Origin of the sequence: Aerosakkonema funiforme FACHB-1375 (assembly GCF_014696265.1) — a bacterium.
In the GTDB taxonomy this organism is placed as follows: Bacteria; Cyanobacteriota; Cyanobacteriia; order Cyanobacteriales; family Aerosakkonemataceae; genus Aerosakkonema; species Aerosakkonema funiforme_A.
The window spans coordinates 22,830-30,147 of the sequence record NZ_JACJPW010000101.1 but is presented as its reverse complement, the minus strand read 5'-3'; the positions used below and the strand labels follow the sequence as shown (position 1 = coordinate 30,147).

The 7,318-nt window shown below is 43.9% G+C and carries 9 protein-coding genes and 1 pseudogene; 7 read left to right on the top strand and 3 right to left on the bottom strand.

The features are described 5' to 3' along the window. Positions 1 to 96 precede the first annotated feature (96 nt). The 3 genes and pseudogenes from H6G03_RS28855 to H6G03_RS28845 all read right to left on the bottom strand — a co-directional run. Positions 97 to 873: pseudogene (locus tag H6G03_RS28855) on the bottom strand (RNA-guided endonuclease InsQ/TnpB family protein); the annotation flags it as partial. Between the two features lie 200 nt (positions 874 to 1,073). Then, positions 1,074 to 1,274, bottom strand: a complete 201-nt coding sequence (locus tag H6G03_RS28850) for a hypothetical protein (protein ID WP_190472442.1) — start codon at positions 1,272 to 1,274, stop codon at positions 1,074 to 1,076. 12 nt (positions 1,275 to 1,286) lie between these two features. Next, positions 1,287 to 1,508 carry a hypothetical protein gene (locus H6G03_RS28845; protein ID WP_190472439.1) on the bottom strand — a complete coding sequence of 74 codons (222 nt, stop codon included), beginning with the start codon at positions 1,506 to 1,508 and terminating at the stop codon, positions 1,287 to 1,289. 181 nt (positions 1,509 to 1,689) lie between these two features. Between H6G03_RS28845 and H6G03_RS28840 the strand changes: the two genes are divergently transcribed. The 7 genes from H6G03_RS28840 (at position 1,690) to H6G03_RS28805 (ending at position 7,285) form a co-directional block, all read left to right on the top strand. Next, entirely contained in the window at positions 1,690 to 1,938 is a 249-nt protein-coding gene (locus H6G03_RS28840; protein ID WP_190472438.1) for a hypothetical protein, read from the top strand. Between the two features lies 1 nt (position 1,939). After that, complete coding sequence (locus H6G03_RS28835; RefSeq protein ID WP_190472433.1) at positions 1,940 to 2,416, top strand: hypothetical protein; 477 nt, start codon at positions 1,940 to 1,942, stop codon at positions 2,414 to 2,416. Between the two features lie 241 nt (positions 2,417 to 2,657). Continuing rightward, a complete protein-coding gene (locus H6G03_RS28830) occupies positions 2,658 to 2,885 on the top strand; it encodes a hypothetical protein (protein WP_190472430.1) in 228 nt (75 codons plus the stop codon). Positions 2,886 to 2,929: 44 nt separating this feature from the next. Then, positions 2,930 to 3,343, top strand: a complete 414-nt coding sequence (locus H6G03_RS28825) for a hypothetical protein (protein WP_190472428.1) — start codon at positions 2,930 to 2,932, stop codon at positions 3,341 to 3,343. Between the two features lie 6 nt (positions 3,344 to 3,349). Continuing rightward, positions 3,350 to 3,586 (top strand): hypothetical protein, encoded by a 237-nt coding sequence (locus H6G03_RS28820; RefSeq protein ID WP_190472425.1) that lies wholly within the window; start codon positions 3,350 to 3,352, stop codon positions 3,584 to 3,586. Then, on the top strand, positions 3,577 to 5,415 hold the full coding sequence (locus H6G03_RS28815) for a coiled-coil domain-containing protein (RefSeq protein ID WP_190472423.1): 1,839 nt from the start codon (positions 3,577 to 3,579) through the stop codon (positions 5,413 to 5,415). Before H6G03_RS28820 ends, H6G03_RS28815 begins: the two co-directional genes overlap by 10 nt. Positions 5,416 to 5,725: 310 nt before the next feature. Then, positions 5,726 to 7,285, top strand: coding sequence for a type I restriction-modification system subunit M (locus H6G03_RS28805; protein ID WP_190472416.1), 1,560 nt, complete (start codon positions 5,726 to 5,728; stop codon positions 7,283 to 7,285). Positions 7,286 to 7,318 lie beyond the last annotated feature (33 nt).

Genomic DNA, 7,318 nt, shown 5'->3' with positions numbered 1-7,318 from the left:
TAATTGTGCCGATGCACGATATGCCTACGGCACGCTGTGCGAAGGCACTCCTGCAAGTGCCTTAACAAAAGTTCATACAGTGTCGATTACTTTTGTCCGACTACTTAGCTTATGCAAGTAGTCAGTACGGACATTTGAAACTCGCTCGTGAACCCTAGCAACTAATCTTCTGGCTTTATCTCTTGACTTGCTCCCTTTCTCCGACCTTGCTAATTTTTGCTGTTTCCTTTTAAGGTTGCGTTCATGCTTAGCTAGGTGCTTGGGATTGGCGTATTTGGACGTTTTAACCCCATCGTTAACAACGGCAAAATCTTTCAATCCCAAGTCAATACCTGCAACTTTTCCGTCTGCGCTAGGTGTTGGACTATCTCCATCCATCGACCTCAACACGGAAGCATAATACCTGCCTGATGGAGTCATACTGAGAGTTACAGTCTTGATTGCTCCTGCAATAGGTCGGTGAAGTTTGGCTTTGACAACACCAACACGACCCGGAAATTTGAGACACCCATCAACTACCTTGACTGACTGTGGATACTGGATTGACTGCCTATTTTTCTTCGCTTTAAACCGAGGATATTTAGCTCTACCGTCAAAGAAGTTTTTATAAGCAGTCACCAGGTTGAGTGTAGTAGCCTGCAAAACCTGCGAGTAACACTCAGACAGCCATTGTGTTTCTTCTTGTTTCTTGAGCTTTGGAAGGAATGTATTCAATGCAGACTGACTCAAACCTTTACCCGTTGTCTTGTAGGTTTCAATGCACAAATTGAGTGCATAGTTCCACCACCAACGAGCGCAACCAAAGTGCTGACTTAGTATCTTCTGTTGTTCAACTGTTGGATACAGCCTGACTTTGACAGCTTGATGTCGCATAGATTCCCTCCTCTTACTATTATATGCAATCTCTAGTAAGAATGCTCGGATTGCTTGCAAATTTTACCGGGATTGACCGGATAAAATTTGCAAGGGGGGTGGATAATTCCCATCGCTAAAATATCGGGCGCAACAACTGCGTTGTCTTAAATCGCCCTTATCTATAGCGAGGGACTTATCCACCCCCAAACCCCCATCAGTTAAATTACCAGCTTGACTATTGCTGTGCCAGGTCGATCGACCTGCCTATATCCAGGCGCGATCGCTTTGCATGAAAAAGTAAATTGCCGCATGGCGGGCAGTTCCGATCGCTTGGTAAGTTGTAGGGATAGAGAGGAAACAACAGCGATCGCTGTTGCCACTGGCGATCGTGGCAAGGCAAAAGGGTTAATTTTCGCCATGTTTACTTGGAGTCAGCTCCCACCTGACCTATTGTGCTTTGTCCGTTCTCTTTTTTCCAGCCAAAGCTGAACAGCTTCTTCTAATCCTTCACTTTGAGTGGTTTCATCCTCCGTACAAGCAACCTTGAATCGAAGTGCAAGCTCTTTAGGAATGTAGCCGCTCACTTGAGCGTAGCCTGGATCGTCACGTCTGGTTACCAAAGTTCCTTTCGTCTCTTGATTTCTTGAATTCATTTTCTCATGAGACTCTAAAGCTGATATTTTGTATTAATTCATGAATTCACGATTGCATGAAGTTTTGCTATGATAACACCCATAAGGGAACTGTGACCGAACGGCAACCACCTTCGGGGGACAACCAGATCGCGTTCGCTTTGCCCTCAGTAAGTCAGCACAACTCAGCCAATGAACCAACATGAAGTCCACAGTGGATTACGTGCCGCTAGCGCTTGCTGCATCTGAACTTGGGATTTCAGAGGAAACCTTAAGACGCGATCGAGCGCTACTGAGAAAAAAGCTCGGCAAATCGGAGTTTGACAACTCACGTTACGAACCGGGGTTAGACGGTAAATCTTTTGCAGCCTTAAGGCGATTCCGAGAACTAGCTGCGCTTATGGGACGGAAGAAAGCTATCGAAATGCTAAGAATTAACGGAGTTGACTAAAATGACCACCATTTCAATCTCAGCCAGCCGCAAGCAACAAATATCCGATGAGCTAACCAAACTTGGCATCGACCCCACAGACGAGGCTTTAGCCGCCGTAGTGTCCATCCTCAAATCGAATCGGCGTGCCACCCTCAAAAGTGCCTGCAAGCGGTACGCCCAAAACCAGCAGCCAACCAATCACACCAAAACCACAACTCAAAAACCTTCTGGCTCCATTAAAGGTGATTTGGGCAAGTTGGCAGGAAACCTCAAAGACTCCATGAAAAAGCAGGTCGTTAGTGCTGCCGTAGTCGGGCTAGTCCGCGATTTGGAGTCTGGGGATTACGGAAGTCTAGACGACCTTGCAGTTGAGGAATTGAACGATTTGATTGATGCCGAATTCTCAGTTTTGGAGGTATCAGACCTAGACCCCAAGTATCTCTTATCGTCGAGCGGGTCAAAGTTGCTCTTAAACGCCGGATTGACAGAGAGCTAAACCGACCCTCTACTTATGCGGCGATGGGGGTCTTATTTGTTCTATCCACACTCACAGCAGTAAATCTGGTCAACGTGATGCGATCGAATTTATCCACCCCCACCCAAATCCAAAGAGCCAATGGCCTAAGTCCAACCAAGAACAGACCATTGGCTCCACTCCCAAAGAAGCAAAAGGGAGCTAAATAAATCCTCTCACATTCAGCCAGTGGCATTGCTCCACTGGCTTATTGGAGGCTCAAATGCCAATAGAAGCTATCAAAATCATCTTCGTTGGAATAATTGCCTTTGGCATCGGGACGCTATTCGTAGAAGGCAGACAGACATTAGAAATCAACAATTTGAATAATCGAATAGCCAACCTAGAAAAACAACTGGCCGAAAAAGACAAACAACTCAAAACAGCCCAAATTACCGTTACCAAACAAAATCAAAAAGTAGAGGAATTTTACAAACAATGGAAAAAATGAAATCCTCACAGATACAAAATCTACTGAAGAGCGGAGCGTGAAAAATGAGTCAAAAACTCACCAAATTCGAGTACGAATACCAAAAAGAGAGTATCGAGCAAGATATCAGAGGGCTTGATATTTCAATCCTAGAAGTTAAGCGCGATATCAAATCCAATCAATTAGAAGCAGCTACCTGGGATTTAGAAACCAGTAAAGAAGGCATCAGAAAAGCCAAGCTAGGCTACGAATCAGCCCGAACTGCCAACGACATCACCGAACAGAAAAACGAGCAACTACAAGACCAATTGAGCTATGAAAGAGCGATGACATTGCTCAATAAGCAATCCCTGCTTACTGCGGGTCAAAGCGCGTTATTAGCCTTACAACAAGCTCAAAAAGACTTAGAAGATAACGCCTCATTATTCGAGCTTAAATATCGACAAGTCCCCGATTTATCAGCACTCCCAAGAGAATGAGAAACAATGGACATCAACAGACTGGCAGTAGAGGCATTATTTTGTTATTTCCTCGCCGCCACATTTTCTCAAATCATCAGCTTTCTCTACCGCTCTCACTATTTTCCATATCTAATTTACCTGATAGGGAAAGCATTTTTATTAATCGGATTACTGCTAACAGCAGCTTACCTGAAACGGAAATCTCCCCCCGAAGAACTAACAATAATTAGCGGTTTAGCCATCACCGGACTATGGATTTAAAACCTCTCTATGCGGCTGACTTAGCCGCTTTTCTTATCTCTATTGCCTCCAGCGCTAGCGGTCACTATGCCATAGCTATTCCCTCCGCCGTTACTGGCTTGGGAATTAGCAGTTACTTGGTTGCTAAAGTACCCAGTCGCCGGGAAATTGAGCAATTGAATCAAACCAAAATCATCGAGCTTGAAACCAAACTCAACGAACTGCAAAGTATCCACACTTGGCAACAGCAATTACTGGAATCTTCCGAGGCCAAGAAACTAGAGGAAATACAAGTTTTACGAGAGTCCTATGAATCTCGCCTCAGTGCTGACCAAAAAGCTTTACAAGACCTTTCAGAATCCAAAAATAAGGAAATCGCTCTCTTGAAAGAAAGCGAGGCTTATAAGCTCTCAGAACTGCAACAACAGCTAGAGACTGAAAAAGCCGAATTAGAACTGGCTTTCGCTGCCAAAATTGCTCAATTGGATGCTGATTTAGCAGCTACAAATCAGTGGCGAGATAATGTGCTTAAGTTAGAATCCGATTTAAAGAAATTCTCCGAACAATTGAAGTTAGAAGAAAAAGCGCTCAGGTTAGAAGAAAAGCGCATCCGGCTTGATGTACGCGACGAACGGGGGCAAACTAAAGAATTGCTCAAGAATGCTCAATTAGAAATCCAAGCCCAGAATGTAATTATCCAAAAACTCCAATCGGAAATCGTCAGTTTAAAAGAGCAGAACGAGCAGTTATTCAACGAACTATACACCGCTAAAAAGCCGGATGCTGATGAGCTAGTTACGCAGATTCAAACAGCATTAGCTCAACAAGGAATTCAATCAGAATTCATCTCAAAAAGAGTGATAGAGGGAGTAGAAAGGATTTACCTCAAACCAACTAATTACTGGGAGCCATCTAAATTAGAGATAGTGGCTAAGATTTTACCTGGAATGGTTGATATTCCTCAGCCGACAATCCAAGCTAAAAATGGGAGGATTGAGGTAAAAATCGATAGGAGGGATGAACTAGATAGAATTAAAGATGCGCCTGATAATTGGTTGGAAATCTTATACAAAGATGCTGCCAAAGATGGGAAGAATTTAGCCATCCTTGGAGCTAGGGGAAAAGGGAAAACAGAACTGGCTAAAAATTATTGTGGTTTAGTTGTTAGGAAAGAGCCAGACTGCGAAGTAATTTACATTCAGCCAAAAGTAGATGATTACGCCACTTTTACAATTAATGGGAAACTGTTTGAGCCTGATTATATTGGGTTTGAATCGGTAACTGCTAGTAACGGAGTAACTATCCCAAGTGCTTATGAGGGGATTATTTATCTGAGGAAGCTGTACTCAGAAAGAAATAGCATCAACCAACAATGTTTTGCCGATAATAAGCCGTGTCCGAAGTTCAATCGAGTTTTCTTCTTGATTGATGAATTGCAATTGCTATTGTCGAGGGAAAGGGAGTTTATTGAGCCGGATGTCATCAAATCTGAAAAGCTGAGAAATGGGCAGACATTCGGCGGTAAAATTATCAGAGATGCTATTAGTTTGGGGCGGTCGTTGGGGATTACAGTGTTGGCGTTAGGGCAATTGCCAAACGTGAGTGTTTATGGGTGGAATAAAAATGACCTTTACCAATACATTACTATTTTTATGAGTGCGAATATTCCCCAAGCAGCTAGCGATTATGCACCGACTAAGGAAGAGAAAAATAGGATTTTGGGAGATTTGGAATTGTGGCGGAAGCGAGCATCGGCAGATAGTTCCAAGGATTATTATTGCTATGTTAGACCGATGGATAAAGCAGGATATTTAGCGTTGCTTCCTTTTCCTGGAGCTTATTTGGATTAGTGTTAATTGTTTCCTGTAATGATTGCTTGCCCCAGCCAGTTAGCGATGAGTTAGCTTAGGAGAAATATACTATAGCATCTGGGTAATGGCACACTTACAGCATTACTCAGAGGATGACTTATGCCCATCCATGCCGATCGCTACAACGCCCGTGCTACTCTTATGCCAGACTAAACGGTAGCTTGACAACGTATCTGTCTGCCAGAGCGATCGCTTCTACTCCATCAACTGCATCGTGCTACCATAGTAAATTACGCCTTCGCTGTTCCCTACAGGCTCAACAGCGAGAATCAATATACTAATTTATAAAATGCCAGCAAACTATACCGAACTAGAAAAACGCCTCTGGGAGGCAGCAGACGAACTCCGGGCTAACTCCAAACTCAAGCCCTCGGAATACTCCGTACCCGTACTGGGGCTGATATTCTTGCGCTATGCCGATTATAAATTCAGTCTGGTGGAACGGGAATTAGCCGGGGTAAGTACCCGCCGCCGCAGTGTGGGCAAATTGGACTATCAAGCGAAAGGGGCGTTGTATTTAACCGAAAAAGCACGGTTTGATTATTTGCTGAATTTGCCAGAAGCCGAAGATATTGGCACGGCAATTAATCAGGCGATGAAAGCGATTGAAGATGAAAATGAAGAATTAAAGGGAATTTTACTCAAAGATTACAATCGGTTAGAAAAACCGACGCTACGGGAGTTATTGAAAACGTTTAATCGGATTAAATTAGCAGAAATTGGCGAGGATGCTTTTGGGGAAATTTATCAGTATTTTTTGAGTAACTTTGCCCAAAAAGAAGGACAAAAAGGCGGCGAGTTTTTTACGCCGATTTCTGTAGTTAAGTTAATTGTAGAAGTCATCGAACCTTATCACGGATTGATTCTCGACCCGGCTTGTGGGGCGGGGGGAATGTTCGTGCAAAGTGCGATGCGGGTGAGCGAAAAATTAGGACGTGACCCCAATACTGCTATTAGCGTTTACGGTCAAGAAAAGACGGAAGGAACGGTTAAACTGTGTCAGATGAACTTGGCGGTTCACGGAGTTTCTGGTTTGCGGAATATCCGCCAGGGGAATACTTATTATGAGGATATCCACAATTGCGTGGGGCAGTTTGATTTCGTGATGGCGAATCCACCGTTTAATGTGGATGGAGTGGATAAGGAACGATTGGAAAATGACCCCAGGTTTCCGTTTGTTAAACCGAAGGTAGACAATGCGAATTATCTTTGGATTCAGATATTCTACAGTGCTTTAAATGATACGGGACGGGCGGGATTTGTGATGGCGAATTCTGCCTCGGATGCGCGGGGTTCTGAATTGGAGGTTCGCCACCAGTTGATTAAAACTGGGGCAGTGGATGTGATGATTGCCATCAGTTCTAATTTCTTTTACACGGTAACGTTGCCTTGTACTTTGTGGTTTTTGGATAAGGGAAAGGCGAAAACACTGCGTAAGGAAAAGGTGTTATTTATCGATGCGCGGCATATTTACCGACAAATTGACCGCGCCCACCGGGAGTTTACCGACGAACAGGTGGAGTTTATTTCTAATATTGTTAGATTGTACCGAGGGGAAGCACCGGAAACGAAAAATGGCAGTCAAAATTTACTGGATACTAATTTTCCAGAGGGTGCTTATAAAGATGTGGCGGGATTGTGTCGGGTGGCGACAAGTGGTGAAATTGAAGCGCAGGGTTGGAGTTTGAATCCAGGGCGTTATGTGGGAGTGGCGGAACGTCCGGTGGAGGATTTTGATTTTGCGGAAAAATTGGAAGAATTGAATGAGGAATTGGAAATTTTAAATGCGGAGGCGAGGGAGTTAGAAGAACGAATTGCTGAGAATGTCGCGCAAATTTTGGGTACTTGAGGGATGAGTACAATAAAGTTAATGAGTTGTGGA